At 50.4% G+C, this 470-nt stretch carries 1 protein-coding gene; it reads left to right on the top strand.

Annotated elements, in window-relative coordinates; genetic code table 11:
- Positions 1 to 252: 252 nt before the first annotated feature.
- Positions 253 to 470 (top strand): hypothetical protein (locus AB4Y42_RS44190; RefSeq protein WP_368697890.1); only part of this gene is annotated, 218 nt, incomplete at its 3' end.

Below are 470 nucleotides of genomic sequence, written 5' to 3'. Positions count from 1 at the left end.
CCGGAAGGCTGGGCGTATCGGAGACGACCGCCCGTAGATTCGTCCATAAAGACCAGGCTTACGTTCAAAGAACGCTCAGCGATTTCGCTAAAAATGTTGCGCTAGACTGGCGGACCCATGTGTCCACTTTAGGTTCGGTCAGCACTGTACAGAAACAGTGTGACGGACTCTATCGGCGAACCCGTCGGTACGCGCCGGAAGAAATAGAAAAATCACGTATACGACGCAATCTCAAGCGATGATGGCACTACGATGACAATTTTTCTTCCCGATCAGCTTGATGAGGAGCCTCTTTTCGGGATTGTGGCTCGCTATCTGAAGACACCTAGAACACTATTGCCAGCCGTATTGGAGCATGTTTTCGGGTACCAAATGCCCTACGGAAAAATGCCATTCAATCTTAATCGTGTGGAAGAGGCGACGCGCGTTTGCTGGGGATTGACAGCAAAAGACATCGCTGAACGTATGAC

The organism is Paraburkholderia sp. EG286B (genome assembly GCF_040965655.1).
GTDB lineage: Bacteria > Pseudomonadota > Gammaproteobacteria > Burkholderiales > Burkholderiaceae > Paraburkholderia.
Note: the sequence above shows the minus strand (reverse complement) of the source record. Positions and strands in the feature narration are given on the sequence as shown.